Source organism: Streptomyces roseochromogenus subsp. oscitans DS 12.976, from assembly GCF_000497445.1.
Taxonomy (GTDB): domain Bacteria; phylum Actinomycetota; class Actinomycetes; order Streptomycetales; family Streptomycetaceae; genus Streptomyces; species Streptomyces oscitans.
In genome coordinates this window covers 986,893-987,401 of the sequence record NZ_CM002285.1, presented here as the reverse complement: position 1 = coordinate 987,401, position 509 = coordinate 986,893, and the positions used below count along the sequence as shown (strand labels likewise).

General features: G+C 72.3%; 1 pseudogene. It reads right to left on the bottom strand.

Annotated elements, in window-relative coordinates:
- Positions 1-168 precede the first annotated feature (168 nt).
- A pseudogene (locus tag M878_RS54520) lies at positions 169-509 on the bottom strand (hypothetical protein); the annotation flags it as partial.

Sequence of the window (509 nt, the reverse complement as noted above, 5' to 3'; positions counted from 1 at the left end):
CCCCGACGAACCGGCGCCTGCTCCAGCGCCGGTCCCTCGCCGCTGCCTCCGTGTCCATGCCGCACCTCAGGTCGTCGCTCGCCCCGGTCGTGACAGCCACCTTGGCCCTTGCCGCCCGGCAACGGCAAGTAGGGCAACGGAGGTTGCGCACCGCGCAACGCGACCGACCTACCAGTCGCCGTCCTCGACCGGCCTGCCCGGAGCGTCCTTCAGTGGGGTCACCTGCTCCTTGGACGGCGGCTGCCATGGCTCCAGGTCGTCCCCGAGCCACTCGCCGGCCGGCTTGACCGCCTCCAGGGTGTCCGTGGGGGTCAGATCCTCGGCGTCGGCGTCGTAGTAGTCGTACCAAGGCAGACCCGCGCTCGTGTACGCCGCCCGGTCCACCGGTGAGGGCGGCGGCGCCTCGCCGGTGATGCGCCGCCACTGCGGCGGTGTGACCAGGTGCACGAAGACGCGTCCGACGGGCTGCTCGGACCAGTCCGTAAGCGGCCGGTCGTCCCGGTAGACCT